Origin of the sequence: Brachybacterium sp. AG952 (genome assembly GCF_004362645.1) — a bacterium.
Classification (GTDB): Bacteria; Actinomycetota; Actinomycetes; order Actinomycetales; family Dermabacteraceae; genus Brachybacterium; species Brachybacterium conglomeratum.
This window is the reverse complement of the sequence record NZ_SNXV01000002.1, coordinates 220,031-234,111: the sequence shown is the minus strand read 5'-3', so window position 1 is coordinate 234,111 and position 14,081 is coordinate 220,031. Positions and strand designations below refer to the sequence as shown.

The following is a 14,081-nucleotide window of genomic DNA, read 5'->3' as shown; positions in this document are numbered from 1 at the left end:
CCTACGATGCTTGCATGGCTGATCGTACCGATAACCTCACCAGCGGGAATCTCCTGGGCATCCCGGAGACCCGACTCCCCGACGACTTCGTCGACGTCCAGGTCGCCGAGGAGCTCGTCGAGGGCGAGCCGCGCGAGGTCGTCGCCCGGCATCTGGACTCCCCTCTGGCCTGGGCCACCCTCGCCGAGGACGCGCTGAGCGACGGCGACGAGATCACCGCCTACGCCTGCGCCCGCACCGGCTACCACCGGGGCCTCGACGCGCTGCGCCGCAACGGCTGGCGCGGCCAGGGCCCGATCCCCGCCTCCCACGCCCCCAACCGCGGCGTGCTGCGGGCGCTGGCGCTGCTGGGAGAGGTCTCCCGCCGTCTCGGCGACCAGCCCGAGGCCGACCGCATCACCGACTTCCTGCGCGAGGCGGACCCGAGCCTGCTCGACTGAGCCGCACGGGCGGCACCGCCCGACTGCCCGGGCGGTCCGCCCCTTCGGCCGCCCGGGCCGCCGCGCATCGAGCCGGCGGGAGCGGTGCGGGTCGTCACCCGACGAGCGGGCACCCGGGCGGTGCTTGGTAGGATCCTCGCGGTCGTCCGACCGCACCCCGCACCCTCGTCCCAGGAGTCGCCATGCCCGCCGTCGTGATCGTCGGAGCCCAGTGGGGCGACGAGGGGAAGGGCAAGGCCACCGACCTGCTCGGAGAGCGCGTCGACTACGTCGTCAAGCCCAACGGAGGCAACAACGCCGGCCACACCGTGGTCGTCGACGGCGAGAAGTTCGAGCTCAAGCTCCTTCCCGCCGGAATTCTCTCCCCGCAGGTCACCCCCGTGATCGGCAACGGCGTCGTGGTGAACCTCGAGGCGCTGTTCGAGGAGATCGGGATGCTCGAGTCGCGCGGCGTGGACACCACCCGTCTGCGCATCAGCGCCAACGCCCACATCGTCGCGCCCTATCACCAGACCCTCGACAAGGTCACCGAGCGCTTCCTCGGCAAGCGCGCGATCGGCACCACCGGGCGCGGCATCGGCCCCGCCTACATCGACAAGGTGGGCCGTCTCGGCATCCGTGTGCAGGATCTCTACGACGCCTCGATCCTGCGCCAGAAGGTCGAGGGCGCGCTGCGTCAGAAGAACGAGCTGCTGGTCAAGCTCTACAACCGCCGCGCCGTCGAGGTCGACGAGATCGTCGAGGGCCTGCTCTCCTACGCGGAGCGCCTGCGCCCCATGGTCGTGGACACCACGCTGCTGCTGGGCGATGCGCTGGACCGCGGTGAGGTCGTGCTGATGGAGGGCGGCCAGGCCACCTTCCTCGACGTCGACCACGGCACCTACCCCTTCGTCACCAGCTCCAACCCCACCGCGGGCGGCGCCGTGACGGGCACCGGCGTGGGCCCCACCCGCATCGACCGGGTGATCGGGATCGTCAAGGCGTATACCACCCGCGTGGGCGCCGGACCGTTCCCCACCGAGCTCGAGGACAAGTGGGGCGAGTACCTCCAGAAGACCGGCGGCGAGGTGGGTGTGAACACCGGCCGCCCCCGCCGCTGCGGCTGGTACGACGCGCTGATGATCCGCCACGCGGTGCGCATCAACGGCTTCACCGACATCGTGCTCACCAAGCTCGACGTCCTCACCGGCATCGACGAGGTCCCGATCTGCACCGGCTACGACGTGGACGGCGTGATCCACCGCGAGATGCCGATGACCCAGACCGAGTTCCACCACGCCGTGCCGGTCTACGAGACGCTGCCCGGCTGGACCGAGGACCTCTCCGAGGCGCGCACCTTCGAGGAGCTGCCCGAGAACGCGCAGGCCTACGTGCGACGTCTCGAGGAGCTCGCCGGCTGCCGCATCAGCGCCATCGGCGTGGGCCCGGACCGCGCCGACACCATCGCCGTCCACGACCTCCTGCCGGAGACGACGGCCTGACGTGGTGACCCGCCGTACCGACCCCGAGGCCGGCCGCGCCGCGCTCGCGGCCTGGGCGACGGACCCCGCGGCCGCGCGCCGCCCCGTGCTCGCCCCCGCCGTGCGGCACACCCTGGAGCTCTTCGCCGAGGAGCATCCCGGCGGTGCCGTGGAGCTGCGGGTCCCGCCCTACGCCGCGGTCCAGGCCATCGCCGGCACCCGCCACACCCGCGGCACCCCGCCCGCCGTGGTCGAGACCGACGCCGCGACCTGGCTCTCGCTCATCACCGGCGAGCTGACCTGGGCCGACGCCGTCGCGGACGGCCGGGTCACCGCCTCGGGCGAGCGCAGCGACCTCTCCGAGCTGCTGCCCCTGCCCGGCCCGCGACGCACGGTCCGCACCGCCCGCGTCACCGGCGCGCGGCCCGCCGACGGCGAGGCGCCGAACGTCGACGGGTCGGCCCCGGACCGTGGCGAGCCGACCGCCGAGGGGACGCGATGAGCCCCGCCGTCGAGATCGCCGTGGAGGACCTCGCCGGCCTCGAGGTCGCAGCGCTCGCCGGCGCCGACCGGATCGAGCTGTGCCAGGACCTCGACCTCGGCGGCACCACCCCCGCGCCCGAGCTCGTCGAGCAGGCCGTGCGCCGCGCCCGCGAGCTCGTCGCCGCCCGGGACGCGAAGCCCCACCTCGACGTCCACGTGCTGATCCGCCCCCGCGCGAGCAGCGCGGACTTCCTCGGCAGGCCGGCCGAGTTCGCGGCCGACGCCGACGCGATCGAGCGGATGGCGGACCAGGCGGCCGCCGTCGTCGACGCCGGCGCCGCAGGCGTCGTGCTCGGGGTGCTCACCGAAGCCGGCGAGCTCGACCTCCCCGCCCTCGAGGCCGTGCGCGACAGCGCCCTCCTCGCCGCCCAGCGCGCCGGCCGCGGACTGACCCTCACCCTGCACCGCGCCGTCGACGCGATGCCCTCGCGCGAGGCCCGCGTCGCCGCCGTCCAGGCCGCGATCGGCCTCGGGATCCACCGAGTTCTCAGCTCGGGAGGGCAGGCTCGGGCCCTCGACGGCGCCGACGACCTCTCCGCGATGGTCGACGCCGCCGAGGACCTCGTCGAGATCTGCGCCGGGGGAGGGGTCCGCCCCGCCGACGTCGTGGACCTCGTCCGTCGCTCCGGCGTCGGCTCCGTGCACCTCTCCGCCCGTCGGCGGCCCGGTGCGCCCGTCGAGCCCGACGCCCCCGAGACCCTGACCGACCCGGCGATCGTCGCCGCGGCGGTCGATGCCGCAGGAGAGCTGTGAACACCGTGAACACCACCGAGAACCCCCAGACCCGTTCCGAGGACGAGGATCGCGAGCACCTGACGGGCCGCACGGACGCCGCGGAGGGTGCCGTCGACGCGACCCCCGACGCTGACCTGACCGACGCCGACGCCTCGGCGACGAGCCGCGCACGGGCCGAGGACGAGACGTCGGTCGCGACGACGGGGGCCGACGGGACGCCGGCCGAGGCGGACGGGACAGCGGACGGGGCCGGGGAGGCCGGGAGTCCGCGTACCGCGCTCTACGTCCGCCGCCGGCGCGCCCCCGCTCTCGGGTTCTGGGTCCTGCTGTCCTTCCTGGTGCCCGGGGTCCTGGCCCTGCTGAGCGTGCCGCTGTTCGGCTTCGGCGACCTCCGCGGTGTCGTGAACTTCGTGCTGCTGGCCATGGTCGTGATCGGGCTCCCGCTCGCCGCGATCGCCTCGTTCGTCGACGCGCGCCGCCACCGTCGCGAGGACCGCCGCCGCGGCTGAGCGCCCGCATCCTCTGGCCGAGTGCACGCGCCCCGCGGTCGAGCGCACGCCTCCCGCACCGGGGATCGCGTCGGCGGGCGGGTGCCGCGCCCTGCCTGCCGCGCCCTGCCTGGCGCGCCCTGCCCGCGAGACGGACCGCACGGCGGGGGCAGGACCTCGCTGTGGCATCATGGACCGGTGGCACGCGGCGACGGAAAACTCTCCCATGACCTGCTCCCCGGGGAGAAGGGCCCGCAGGACGCCTGCGGGGTCTTCGGCGTCTTCGCCCCCGGCGAGGACGTCTCGAAGCTGACCTACTACGGGCTGTACGCGCTGCAGCACCGCGGCCAGGAGTCCGCGGGCATCGCGACCTCCGACGGCTCGCAGATCCTGGTCTACAAGGACATGGGACTGGTCTCCCAGGTCTTCGACGAGGCCTCCCTCGGCACCCTCCAGGGGCACATCGCGATCGGGCACACCCGCTACGCGACCACTGGCGGCTCCGTCTGGTCCAACGCCCAGCCCACCCTCGGCCCCCGGCACGAGGGCACCGTGGCGCTCGCCCACAACGGCAACCTCGTCAACACCGAGGAGCTGCTCGAGCTGATCCACGAGCGGCAGGGCACGCCCCGCACCGGCGAGCTCGCCCGCGGCAACACCACCGACACCGCCCTGGTCACCGCACTGCTGAACTCCGAGGGCACCCTCGCCGACTCGCTGCGCGACGTCATGCCGCGCCTGCGCGGCGCCTACTGCTTCACCCTGATGGACGAGACCGCGCTGTACGCGGCGCGGGACCCGCAGGGCATCCGCCCGCTGGTGCTGGGCCGGCTCGAGCGCGGCTGGGTCATCGCCTCGGAGACCGCGGCGCTGGACATCTGCGGCGCGAGCTTCGTGCGCGAGGTCGCCCCCGGCGAGATGGTCATCGTCGACGAACAGGGCCTGCACAGCGAGCAGGTCGTCCCCGCGGAGCCCAAGGGCTGCGTGTTCGAGTACGTCTACCTCGCCCGTCCCGACACCCGGATCGCCGGGCGCAGTGTGAACGAGTCCCGCGCAGAGATGGGCCGCCAGCTCGCCCGCGAGCACCCCGTCGAGGCCGACCTGGTCATCCCCACCCCCGAGTCCGGTACCCCCGCCGCGATCGGCTACGCCCAGGAGTCCGGGATCCCCTACGGGCAGGGCATGGTCAAGAACGCCTACGTGGGCCGCACCTTCATCCAGCCCTCCCAGACCATCCGCCAGCTCGGCATCCGCCTGAAGCTCAACCCGCTGCGCGAGGTGATCCAGGGCAAGCGGCTCGTGGTCATCGACGACTCCATCGTGCGCGGCAACACCCAGCGCGCCGTGGTGCGGATGCTGCGCGAGGCCGGCGCCGCCGAGGTCCATGTGCGGATCTCCTCGCCGCCGGTGCGCTGGCCCTGCTTCTACGGCATCGACTTCGCCTCCCGGGCCGAGCTCATCGCCAACGGCCTGGGCATCGAGGAGATCGCCCGCTCGCTCGGCGCGGACTCCCTCGGCTTCATCTCCGAGGAGGGGATGATCGCCGCCACCGGCCAGCCCGAGGAGCGGCTGTGCACCGCCTGCTTCTCCGGGAAGTACCCGGTCGCCCTGCCGGAGCCCGTCGCCCGGGCACAGGGCATCCTCCAGGCTCGCCCCGGCGAGCCGGCCGCCGTCGGGAAGGACGCATGAACACCACCCCCCGCCCCGCCTCGGGCGATGCGATCACCTACGCCTCCGCCGGTGTCGACACCGCTGCGGGCGACCGTGCCGTCGAGCTGATGAAGGAGGCCGTCGCGGCGACGCACGGCCCCGACGTCCTCGGCGGGATCGGCGCCTTCGCCGGGCTGGTCGACGTCTCCGCGCTGAAGGACTACCGCCGCCCGCTGCTCGCCTCCTCGACCGACGGCGTCGGCACGAAGATCGCGATCGCGCGCGCCCTCGACGTGCACGACACGATCGGCCAGGACCTGGTCGGCATGGTCGTCGACGACATCGTCGTGGTCGGCGCCGCCCCGCTGGCGATGACCGACTACATCGCCTGCGGCGCCGTGGTGCCCGAGCGGATCGCCGACATCGTGCGCGGCATCGCCGAGGGATGCCGCCTCGCGGGCTGCGCCCTCGTCGGCGGCGAGACCGCCGAGCACCCGGGCCTGATGTCCCCCGAGGACTACGACGTCGCGGGCGCCGCGGTCGGCGTGGTCGAGGCCGACGACCTGCTGGGCCCCGACCGGGTGCGCCAGGGCGACGTCGTGATCGGCATGGACGCCTCCGGCCTGCACTCCAACGGGTACTCCCTGGTCCGCGCCGTGGTCTCCGCCGCCGGGCTCACCCTCGAGCAGCGCGTCGAGGACTTCGGCCGCACCCTGGGGGAGGAGCTCCTGGAGCCCACCCGCATCTACACCGCGGACCTCCTGGCCGTGCTGCGCGATGCCCGCACCGCCGGCGCCGTCCACGCCCTCAGCCATGTCACCGGCGGCGGGCTCGCCGCGAATCTCGCCCGGGTCATGCCGCACGGCCTCGCGGCCCGCGTGGACCGCGCCCTCTGGGAGCCGGCCCCCGTGTTCTCCCGCGTCGCCGGGTGGGGCTCCGTCCCGCAGCTCGACCTCGAGGGCACGCTGAACATGGGCATCGGCATGGTCGCCCTGGTCGCGCAGGAGCAGGCCGACCAGGTCCTGGCCGTGCTCGCCGAACGCGGTCTCGGCGCCCGCGCGATCGGCGAGGTCGTGGCCGAGGAGTCCCTGCCCGAGCCCGGCCATGCGCTCGAGCACGTCGTCGCCGGCGCCAAGGGCGTCGAGGGCGGCGCGGTCATGCTCGCCGGCCAGCACCCCGGCTGGGCCTGAGCGGCCACCCCGCACACAGCAGGAGGGCCGACCCATCGGGTCGGCCCTCCTGCGGTGTCACGGTGCTCCGCGGAGCCTGCCGCGCGCTGCTCAGCGGCGATGTGCGGACGGGGCGTCCTCGTCGGCCCAGTCCTCGGCGTCCTCGCCCCAGTCGTCTCCGTCGGCGGAGGAGGTCTCGCTCCGCTGAGACTGCAGCTCCCGCTGCAGCGCCGAGAGATCCGTCGGCGGGCTGTAGTACTTGAGGTCCCGTGCCACCTTGGTGTGCTTGGCTTTCTGTCGGCCGCGACCCATGGATCTGACCCCCTGTGCGTCGGGTGCCGGGTGTGCTCGACGACCCGGAGGATGGCATTAGTTTCGGATGCCCAGAGTACATGGTCGCTCCGGCCGACGGCGAACCGCGACCCTCCGGACGTGCCCGACGTCCCTTCCGTGGCACCCGGTGCGGCGGGCGGAGCACTGCCCGGCGAAGGAATTGGGCGTTTCGCGGCCCGCCTTTTACCGGCTCACACACCTTACCGGGTAGTCTTGTGTCGGTACTCGAGTGCAGTGGGGACCCCCGTCCCGTCTCGAGCCGTCTCCCCCAGCGAAAGGTCTCCTCCTCGATGAACGCTTCCACGGATCAGCACCCCGGTGGAGTGCCCGACGGGGACGACGCCGCTGAGCTGATGACGCCCGCGGAGGTCGCGAGCATGTTCCATGTCGACCCCAAGACCGTCACGCGCTGGGCCCAGGCGGGCAAGCTCACCTACATGCGCACCCTCGGCGGTCACCGCCGCTACCGCCGCGGCGAGGTCGTCGAGCTGCTGCGGGAGAGCTCCAAGGACGTGTGAGCACCGACCCGGTGCTCGGAGCGGGCTACACGCTCCACCGGATCGACCTCGGCAGCGACGACGAGGGACCGCTGCGGGCGAGCCTCATCCATCGCGAGCCCGTCCCGGGCGACGCTCCCCGCGCCGATCGGACCCCGCCCGTGCTGCTCATGCACGGCTGGTCGGACTACGTCTTCGACCGGGACCTGATGGACCACCTCGGCGCCCGCGGCCACGACGTCTGGGGCCTGGACCTGCGCAAGTACGGCCGCAGCATCCTGCCCGGTCAGACGCCCACCGAGATCGACCACCTCAGCCGATACGACGAGGAGATCGGCGCCTCGCTGCGCCGCATCGGCCGCAGCACGCCCCCGGTGATCCTCGCCCACTCCGCGGGAGGACTCGTCGCGACGCTCTACGCGCTGCGCCATCCGGGCGTGGTCCGGGGCCTCGCCCTGAACTCGCCGTGGCTCGAGATGCACCTCGGACCGGGCACGCGGAGGCTGCTCGAGCGCCCGGTGCACCTGCTGGCCCGCCGGCTGAGGAGCAGGCCCATCCTTCCCGTCGGTGACGACGCCTACGCCCGCGCCACCCACCGTGACCTGGGCGGGGACTACGACTACGACCTCGAGCTGAAGCCTCCCGGGGGCCACCGCTTCCCCGCCAGCACCCTCAAGGCGATGCTCGACGGGCACCGGCGCCTGGCCGCCGCCGGCCCGCTCGCCGCACCGGCGCTGGTCATGCACTCCGACCGCACCGCGATCACCTCGAGGCGGGGCGAGCGCCCCCTCCACGCGGACACCGTCCTGGACGTGCGCTCCCTCGCCGCGGCCGCGCGACGGCTCGGCCCCCGGGTGCGGGTCGTGCCCGTCACCGGGGCGCGTCACGACGTCTTCCTCTCCGATCCGCCGGTGCGGGCGACGGCGATCGAGATCCTCGACGACTGGCTGGCCACGGATCTGCTCGCAGCGCCTACGATGACCAGGACAGGCCGCACCGCGGGACCCGACGCCTCCGAGACCGGGGCCTCGTGACCCCCGAGACCTCGTGACAAGGAGTAGCGCGATGACCGCGGACACCCATGGCCTCAGAGCCCTCGCCGATGCCCAGCGCCGTGGAGCGGATCGGCTCACCCTCCTGCGCCTGCGCCTGGCGAACACGCTGGCCGAGGTCGGTCGCGCCGAGGCGCCCGAGGTCCGGGGGATCGGGGAGCGGGTCCACGAGCGCTGGATCCGCGAGGAGCATCCGGAGCTGGGACGCCTGGCCACGGGCCTGCGCGCGGCCGCGAGGCAACTCGATCAGGAGGCGGTCCGGGCGGAGCGGCTCAGCGGCCGCCGCATGGGTGGCTACACCGGCGCCGGCTTCCTGGGACGCGGCAGGGAAGCGAGCCGTCACGTGCACGAGGTCGCCGCTGTCGTCGCCGCCGAGCCCGCCTTCGTCGGCACCGAGCACGGGGCGAGCATCGGCGGCTTCCCGCTGCAGCCGAGCGTCCAGGAGGGGTTCCTCGCGCATCCCTCCTCCGCCCTCGGCATCGAGACCCCCGACTTCGACGAGGACGACGAGGGCTGAGCCGCGGCGCGGGCCGGTCCTGGACCCGGTCGGTGCTGGCACGACGCCCGCGCGGCCGCCGCGGGACGCGTCAGCGCCGCGCGGGGGTCCGCGTGAGCGCCGCGGGCACCGCGACCGCCCCGGCCAGCAGCGGCACCACCAGCATCGCGACCAGCAGCAGGAGCATCGCCGCGGCGGCATCGGCCGAGCCCACCCCGAGGCCGACCAGCGCCGCCCCGCTGACGGTCTCGGAGATCCCCGCCCCGCCCGGCGTCAGCGGCACCAGCGCGAGCACCCTCCCCAGCGCGAAGACGGCGAGGACGAACAGCGCGGGCACCTCGGCGCCGACCGACTCGATCGCGAGCCACAGGGCGGCGAGCTGGAGCGTCCGCGCCGCGAGCGTGGGCAGCGCGAGGGCGGGGAGCCGACGCCGCAGCATCCCCACCAGCGCCTCCCGCTGATGGAGGATCTCCGCCGACGCCCCGGCGGGGAGCATCCCGTCGGCCTGCGCGAGCAGCGCCGTGAGCACGCCGCGGCGCAGCAGCACCGCGCTGAGGACGAGGGCGATCACGGCGCCGGCCGCGGCGACGGCGGCCGCCCACAGCCAGCCGGCGGCGAGCGTGCCGGCCGGGGTGAGGGCGGAGCCGAGCAGGTAGGAGCCGGCGCCCAGCAGCGGCACCAGCACCGAGGTGATCGCCATCTCGACCAGCGAGGCGGCGAGGATGCCGGTGAGCACCACGGGCAGGGCGATCCCGCTGCGACGCAGGACCCAGGCCAATAGTCCCAGGCCCAGCACGGACCCGCCCGGCAGGGCGAGCGCGGCGCCCTGGGAGGCGATGTGGCCCTGCAGCACGGGGGAGGGGCGCGAGCCGGGCACCGCGGCGCGGACCGTCATCGCCTCCAGCAGCAGCGCCCCCGCGCCGAGCACGAGCATCGCGGGCACCGACCACCAGGGCAGCGCGGCGAGGCTCGCGACGATCTCGCCCCAGCTCGCGCCGGTGGCCCACGGCAGGCCCCAGACCAGCAGGGCGATCACCAGCAGGCCCGAGGCCGCCGCGGCGAGCAGGCGCCCGGCGCCGGGACGCTCCGGCGGGGCGGAGCCGAGGTCCTCGGTGAGCAGCGCGAGCCGCTCCGGGCTGTGGTCCGCCTGCATCGGCCGCTCCGTGCCTCCCGCCCGCTCTGCGCTCTCGGGGGGCTCCGGTGCGGGGTCCTGGGGGCCGGGAGGTGCCTCTGACATGCGGTGATTCTCGCACGCTGTGCCCCTGGAGTTCCCAGGCCCGGGATCTAACATGGTGTCATGTCCTTCCTGATCTCGCTCTTCGTCGTGCTGCACATGATCTGCTGGGCCGTGGCGCTCGGCACCTGGGTCGCCTCCGCCCGCACCCGTGTCCCGAACAAGGGGATGGCCCATGCCACCGCGGGCGCGCTCGTGTTCGGCATCGTCCTGGCCGCCCTCGTCTCCATCGGCGGCGACCCGAACCACATGAAGCTCGGCATCAAGCTGCTCCTGGCGATCGTCGCCACCGTCCTCGCCTACATCGCGAACAGGAAGCAGACCGAGACCCCCTCGGCCGTCTGGTTCGGCATCCCCACCGCGATCATCGTGAACATCGTCGTGGCGGTCTTCGTCTGATCCGCTCCCCGCGGGGATCCTCCCGCGGAGCGACGGAGCCGCGGGCGGAGCGCGCGGCGACGGGAGCCCACCTCCCCTCCACCGCGACCCTCCGTCCCCACGGGGCCCGGCAGCGCACCCGCTGTCGGGCCCCGCGCCTATCCTGGAGGCCTCATGAGCTCACTCTTCGACGACCTCTCGCTGCCCGACGCCTTCCGCCGCCTGGACGGCGTGCAGGTGACGCCCTCGACCCCGCCCTCCCGGGCCGCGGCCGACGACGACGCTCGCGCCGACGGACGCACCGACGGCGAGGAGCCGCACCACGAGGAGGAGGCCCCGGACCTGCTCGACCGCGAGCCGCCGCCCGAGCACGAGGAGCCCCCGTACGAGGAGGAGCCGCCCTACGAGGACGAGCCGCCGCGGGAGGAGCCCGCGCCCGTCGCCGCCCCGCCCGCCCCGGCGCCGTCGCGTCGGCGGGTCCCGGCGGACTCACCCGCCCTCGCCGAGCTCGTCGACGGCCTGAACCCCGCCCAGCGCGAGGCGGTCGAGCACCGGGGCAGCCCGCTGCTGATCGTCGCCGGCGCCGGCTCCGGCAAGACCCGCGTGCTCACCCGACGCATCGCCCACCTGCTGCGCGCCGGCGAGGCGCTGCCCGGCGAGATCCTCGCGATCACCTTCACCAACAAGGCCGCCGCCGAGATGCGCGAGCGCGTCGAGGAGCTGATCGGCCCCGCCGCCCGCTCGATGTGGGTCTCCACCTTCCACAGCGCCTGCGTGCGCATCCTGCGCCGCGACGCCGCCGCGGCCGGGCTGAAGAGCTCCTTCACGATCTACGACAGCGCCGACTCGCTGCGCCTGATCACCACGATCGCCAAGGACCTCCAGCTCGACACCAAGAAGCACGCCCCCCGCGCGCTCGCCTCCCGCATCTCGACGCTGAAGAACGACCTCGTGGACCCGATCGACTTCGCCGATCAGGCCGAGAGCGCGAAGAACCCGTTCGAGAAGACGCTCGCGAAGATCTTCACGAACTACACCGAGCGCCTGCGCCAGGCCAACGCCGTCGACTTCGACGACCTGATCGGCCTGACCGTCGCGCTGCTGCGCGAGAACCCCGCGATCCGCGAGGGCTACCGGCGCCGCTTCCGCCACCTGCTGGTGGACGAGTACCAGGACACCAACACCGCCCAGTACCAGCTGGTGCGGGAGCTGGTGGGGGAGGACCCGCGCGCCGATCTCACCGTGGTGGGCGACTCCGACCAGTCGATCTACGCCTTCCGCGGTGCGACGATCCGTAACATCATCGAGTTCGAGCAGGATTTCCCCTCCGCGCGCACCATCGTGCTGGAGCAGAACTACCGCTCGACCCAGAACATCCTCACCGCCGCGAACGCGGTGATCGAGGAGAACCAGGGCCGCCGCGAGAAGAACCTCTGGACCGACCAGGGCGAGGGCGAGCAGATCACCCTCTACGTCGCCGACGACGAGCAGTCCGAGGCCCGCTACATCGGCCGCCAGATCGACGCGCTCGTGGACGACGGCCGCCGCGCCGGGGACATCGCGATCTTCTACCGCGCCAACGCCCAGTCCCGGGCGCTGGAGGACCAGCTGATCCGCGTGGGCCTGCCGTACCGCGTCGTGGGCGGCACGCGCTTCTACGAGCGGCGCGAGATCAAGGACGCGATCGCCTACCTGCAGGTGCTCGCCAACCCCGCCGACGAGATCAACCTGCGCCGCATCCTCAACGTCCCCAAGCGCGGGATCGGCGACCGGGCCGAGGCCGCGATCGCCATGCTCGCCGAGCGGGACCGGATCAGCTTCGGGGAGGCGCTGCGCCGCGCGGAGGAGGCGCCGGGCATCGCGACCCGCTCGCTGAACGCCGTGCGCACCTTCGTGGCGATGCTCGAGGACCTGCAGGCGATGGCCGAGCGCGGCGACGGCCCCGCCGAGCTGCTCGAGGCGATCCTCACCCGCTCCGGCTACTACGCCGAGCTGCAGGGCAGCGACGACCCGCAGGACGAATCCCGCCTGGAGAACCTCGCCGAGCTGATCAGCGTGGCCGCGGAGTTCGAGGCGCAGATGGAGGAGCTCGACGCGCTCGCCAGCGAGATGGAGGACGAGGAGGGCGACGCCGCCGCGGCCGGGGGCGCGGAAGGCGCCGCCGAGGCCGAGGAGGATGCAGCCGCCGAGGGCACAGCGGACGCAGCCGCGGCGGGCTCCGCGGACGCGGTCGCCGAGGCGACCGGCGCGGTCGTCGCCGGAGCGGCCCCCGCCTCCGACCCCGTCGGCGCCGACATCGCCCCGGACGCGGCGCTGACCGCGCCGGACGATCCCGAGGCGAGCCTCGTGGACCGCTTCCTGGAGAAGGTCTCCCTCGTCGCGGACGCCGACCAGCTGCCAGGGGAGGAGGACCAGTTCGTCACCCTCATGACCCTGCACACCGCCAAGGGTCTCGAGTTCCCGGTCGTGTTCCTCACCGGCATGGAGGACGGCACCTTCCCCCACAACCGCACGCTCCAGGACCCCGACGAGCTCGAGGAGGAGCGGCGACTGGCCTACGTGGGCATCACCCGCGCCCGCGAGAAGCTCTATCTCACCCGCGCCCAGATGCGCTCGATGTGGGGCCAGTCCCAGTACATGCCCGCCAGCCGCTTCCTCGACGAGGTGCCGGAGGAGGTCCTGGACGTGGCGCGCGCCGGCTCGACCCTCGGCGGCGCCGGGTTCGGCGGCGGAGGCTTCTCCGGCGGCTCCGGCTTCGGCGGCGGTCGCGGCGGGGGTCGGGGGCCGTCCTTCAGCGGCGGGGTCGGCGGCGGCCGCTCCGACGTGAAGCGCCCCAGCTTCGGCTCCGGTCGCACAGCGACGCCCACGGACAAGCTCCCGCAGCTCGCCGTCGGCGACCGCGTCACCCACGACTCCTTCGGGATGGGCACGGTCGCGGAGGTCTCCGGGCAGGGCGACAAGACGCAGGTCGAGGTTCAATTCCGCGATCCCCACGGTCGCAAGCGCCTGCTGCTGCGCTACGCCCCGCTGACCAAGCTCTGAGCAGATCGGCGCGCGGACGCGAGCTCCGAGCAGCGCGGCGCGCGGGCCGAGCACCGGGCGCCGCAGGGGCGGGCCGCGGCGGTCAGGGGCCGGCGACCAGCTCGACCTCGATGCCGTGCGGGTCCTCCGCGTACCAGGCGGTGTGGCCCCCGCCGCCCGCATGCGGGTAGTGCTCCGCGAACAGCTCCTGCCAGCCGTGCCCGGGCGCTTCCCGTCGGACCCGGTCCAGCAGCTCGCGGTCCCGCACCCGCAGCGCGAGATGGTTCATGCCCGGGGCGCGCCTCTCGGCGTGCTCGCCGCGCACGTCCTCGGACTGCTCGAGGACGAGGTAGGAGCCGTCGGCGTGGCGCCAGATCCGCCCGAGCTCCCAGCCCTCGACGCGCCCGGCCCGCCAGCCCAGCGTGGTCATCAGCCAGTGCCAGGCCGGCTCCGAGACGGCGAGGTCCGCGGTCCAGAGCTCGAGGTGGTGCAGGCCGGAGGAGGGAGGCGGTGCGTGCATGGGGCCGACGGTATCCCGCGGCCACGCCCGCTCCGAGCACCTCCGTCTCTCCGAGAGGGGCGGGC

The 14,081-nt window shown here is 74.0% G+C and carries 15 protein-coding genes; 12 read left to right on the top strand and 3 right to left on the bottom strand.

Going from position 1 to position 14,081, the window contains the following annotated elements; genetic code table 11:
• Window positions 1-14: 14 nt before the first annotated feature.
• From DEU31_RS06530 to purM, 7 genes are all read left to right on the top strand, one after another.
• A complete protein-coding gene (locus DEU31_RS06530; protein ID WP_010551222.1) occupies window positions 15-440 on the top strand; it encodes a DUF3151 domain-containing protein in 426 nt (141 codons plus the stop codon).
• Between the two features lie 182 nt (window positions 441-622).
• Complete coding sequence (locus tag DEU31_RS06525) at window positions 623-1,921, top strand: adenylosuccinate synthase (protein ID WP_070501027.1); 1,299 nt, start codon at window positions 623-625, stop codon at window positions 1,919-1,921.
• Window positions 1,922-1,925: 4 nt separating this feature from the next.
• A complete protein-coding gene (locus DEU31_RS06520) occupies window positions 1,926-2,402 on the top strand; it encodes a sterol carrier family protein (RefSeq protein ID WP_347876453.1) in 477 nt (158 codons plus the stop codon).
• Entirely contained in the window at window positions 2,399-3,196 is a 798-nt protein-coding gene (locus tag DEU31_RS06515) for a copper homeostasis protein CutC (RefSeq protein WP_133676538.1), read from the top strand. The genes DEU31_RS06520 and DEU31_RS06515 overlap by 4 nt, the downstream gene beginning before the upstream one ends.
• A complete protein-coding gene (locus DEU31_RS06510; protein ID WP_133676537.1) occupies window positions 3,193-3,687 on the top strand; it encodes a hypothetical protein in 495 nt (164 codons plus the stop codon). Before DEU31_RS06515 ends, DEU31_RS06510 begins: the two co-directional genes overlap by 4 nt.
• A gap of 177 nt (window positions 3,688-3,864) precedes the next feature.
• Window positions 3,865-5,355: an amidophosphoribosyltransferase gene (gene purF / locus DEU31_RS06505; protein WP_010551227.1), complete on the top strand. Its 1,491-nt coding sequence runs from the start codon at window positions 3,865-3,867 to the stop codon at window positions 5,353-5,355.
• Window positions 5,352-6,506 carry a phosphoribosylformylglycinamidine cyclo-ligase gene (gene purM, locus DEU31_RS06500; protein ID WP_053917886.1) on the top strand — a complete coding sequence of 385 codons (1,155 nt, stop codon included), beginning with the start codon at window positions 5,352-5,354 and terminating at the stop codon, window positions 6,504-6,506. Before purF ends, purM begins: the two co-directional genes overlap by 4 nt.
• A gap of 90 nt (window positions 6,507-6,596) precedes the next feature.
• Here the strand turns inward: purM and DEU31_RS06495 are convergent, their stop codons facing one another.
• On the bottom strand, window positions 6,597-6,797 hold the full coding sequence (locus DEU31_RS06495; protein ID WP_029360640.1) for a DUF3073 domain-containing protein: 201 nt from the start codon (window positions 6,795-6,797) through the stop codon (window positions 6,597-6,599).
• A 311-nt stretch (window positions 6,798-7,108) separates the two neighbouring features.
• Between DEU31_RS06495 and DEU31_RS06490 the strand changes: the two genes are divergently transcribed.
• The 3 genes from DEU31_RS06490 to DEU31_RS06480 are packed head-to-tail and all read left to right on the top strand — an operon-like array spanning window position 7,109 to window position 8,884.
• Window positions 7,109-7,336, top strand: coding sequence for a BldC family transcriptional regulator (locus DEU31_RS06490; RefSeq protein WP_050815757.1), 228 nt, complete (start codon window positions 7,109-7,111; stop codon window positions 7,334-7,336).
• On the top strand, window positions 7,333-8,349 hold the full coding sequence (locus tag DEU31_RS06485) for an alpha/beta hydrolase (protein ID WP_133676536.1): 1,017 nt from the start codon (window positions 7,333-7,335) through the stop codon (window positions 8,347-8,349). Before DEU31_RS06490 ends, DEU31_RS06485 begins: the two co-directional genes overlap by 4 nt.
• Window positions 8,350-8,380: 31 nt before the next feature.
• On the top strand, window positions 8,381-8,884 hold the full coding sequence (locus DEU31_RS06480) for a hypothetical protein (protein WP_010551232.1): 504 nt from the start codon (window positions 8,381-8,383) through the stop codon (window positions 8,882-8,884).
• A 70-nt stretch (window positions 8,885-8,954) separates the two neighbouring features.
• Here the strand turns inward: DEU31_RS06480 and DEU31_RS06475 are convergent, their stop codons facing one another.
• On the bottom strand, window positions 8,955-10,100 hold the full coding sequence (locus DEU31_RS06475) for a lysylphosphatidylglycerol synthase domain-containing protein (protein ID WP_243733764.1): 1,146 nt from the start codon (window positions 10,098-10,100) through the stop codon (window positions 8,955-8,957).
• A gap of 60 nt (window positions 10,101-10,160) precedes the next feature.
• Here DEU31_RS06475 and DEU31_RS06470 point away from each other — a divergent pair, with 60 nt between their 5' ends.
• Window positions 10,161-10,496 (top strand): hypothetical protein, encoded by a 336-nt coding sequence (locus DEU31_RS06470; RefSeq protein ID WP_126984662.1) that lies wholly within the window; start codon window positions 10,161-10,163, stop codon window positions 10,494-10,496.
• A 153-nt stretch (window positions 10,497-10,649) separates the two neighbouring features.
• Complete coding sequence (locus tag DEU31_RS06465; protein WP_133676535.1) at window positions 10,650-13,517, top strand: UvrD-helicase domain-containing protein; 2,868 nt, start codon at window positions 10,650-10,652, stop codon at window positions 13,515-13,517.
• Window positions 13,518-13,599: 82 nt separating this feature from the next.
• Here DEU31_RS06465 and DEU31_RS06460 read toward each other — a convergent pair whose 3' ends face one another.
• Window positions 13,600-14,016, bottom strand: a complete 417-nt coding sequence (locus DEU31_RS06460) for a VOC family protein (RefSeq protein WP_133676534.1) — start codon at window positions 14,014-14,016, stop codon at window positions 13,600-13,602.
• Window positions 14,017-14,081: the final 65 nt, after the last annotated feature.

Bases quoted from the DNA above. Each gene is read 5' to 3' on its own strand.
- DEU31_RS06530 (WP_010551222.1), top strand. From the start codon at position 15: ATGGCTGATCGTACCGATAACCTCACCAGCGGGAATCTCCTGGGCATC.
- DEU31_RS06525 (WP_070501027.1), top strand. From the start codon at position 623: ATGCCCGCCGTCGTGATCGTCGGAGCCCAGTGGGGCGACGAGGGGAAG.
- DEU31_RS06515 (WP_133676538.1), top strand. From the start codon at position 2,399: ATGAGCCCCGCCGTCGAGATCGCCGTGGAGGACCTCGCCGGCCTCGAG.
- purM (WP_053917886.1), top strand. From the start codon at position 5,352: ATGAACACCACCCCCCGCCCCGCCTCGGGCGATGCGATCACCTACGCC.
- DEU31_RS06495 (WP_029360640.1), bottom strand. From the start codon at position 6,797: ATGGGTCGCGGCCGACAGAAAGCCAAGCACACCAAGGTGGCACGGGAC.
- DEU31_RS06490 (WP_050815757.1), top strand. From the start codon at position 7,109: ATGAACGCTTCCACGGATCAGCACCCCGGTGGAGTGCCCGACGGGGAC.
- DEU31_RS06480 (WP_010551232.1), top strand. From the start codon at position 8,381: ATGACCGCGGACACCCATGGCCTCAGAGCCCTCGCCGATGCCCAGCGC.
- DEU31_RS06475 (WP_243733764.1), bottom strand. From the start codon at position 10,100: ATGTCAGAGGCACCTCCCGGCCCCCAGGACCCCGCACCGGAGCCCCCC.
- DEU31_RS06470 (WP_126984662.1), top strand. From the start codon at position 10,161: ATGTCCTTCCTGATCTCGCTCTTCGTCGTGCTGCACATGATCTGCTGG.
- DEU31_RS06465 (WP_133676535.1), top strand. From the start codon at position 10,650: ATGAGCTCACTCTTCGACGACCTCTCGCTGCCCGACGCCTTCCGCCGC.
- DEU31_RS06460 (WP_133676534.1), bottom strand. From the start codon at position 14,016: ATGCACGCACCGCCTCCCTCCTCCGGCCTGCACCACCTCGAGCTCTGG.